Source organism: Compostibacillus humi (assembly GCF_014637175.1).
GTDB classification, from domain to species: domain Bacteria; phylum Bacillota; class Bacilli; order Bacillales; family Amphibacillaceae; genus Oceanobacillus; species Oceanobacillus humi.
The window spans coordinates 1-835 of sequence record NZ_BMEV01000156.1 but is presented as its reverse complement, the minus strand read 5'-3'; the positions used below and the strand labels follow the sequence as shown (position 1 = coordinate 835).

The following is an 835-nucleotide window of genomic DNA, read 5'->3' as shown; positions in this document are numbered from 1 at the left end:
TACTCACTTAACGTGATGGGAAGTCTCATCTTGAGGGAGGCTTCATGCTTAGATGCTTTCAGCACTTATCCTTTCCACACGTAGCTACCCAGCTATGCTCCTGGCGGAACAACTGGTACACCAGCGGTGTGTCCATCCCGGTCCTCTCGTACTAAGGACAGCTCCTCTCAAACTTCCTGCGCCCACGACGGATAGGGACCGAACTGTCTCACGACGTTCTGAACCCAGCTCGCGTACCGCTTTAATGGGCGAACAGCCCAACCCTTGGGACCGACTACAGCCCCAGGATGCGATGAGCCGACATCGAGGTGCCAAACCTCCCCGTCGATGTGAACTCTTGGGGGAGATAAGCCTGTTATCCCCGGGGTAGCTTTTATCCGTTGAGCGATGGCCCTTCCATGCGGAACCACCGGATCACTAAGCCCGACTTTCGTCCCTGCTCGACTTGTAGGTCTCGCAGTCAAGCTCCCTTCTGCCTTTACACTCTGCGAATGATTTCCAACCATTCTGAGGGAACCTTTGGGCGCCTCCGTTACCTTTTGGGAGGCGACCGCCCCAGTCAAACTGCCCGCCTGACACTGTCTCCGGACCGGATCACGGCCCTGGGTTAGAAGGTCCATACAGCCAGGGTGGTATCCCACCGGTGCCTCCACAGAAGCTGGCGCTCCTGCTTCCAAGGCTCCCACCTATCCTGTACAAGCTGCACAGACATTCAATATCAGGCTACAGTAAAGCTCCACGGGGTCTTTCCGTCCTGTCGCGGGTAATGCGCATCTTCACGCATAGTATAATTTCACCGGGTCTCTCGTTGAGACAGTGCCCAAGTCGTTACACC

At 56.0% G+C, this 835-nt stretch carries 1 rRNA gene; it reads right to left on the bottom strand.

Going from position 1 to position 835, the window contains the following annotated elements:
- Window positions 1-835 (bottom strand): 23S ribosomal RNA (locus tag IEV18_RS17070); the annotation flags it as partial.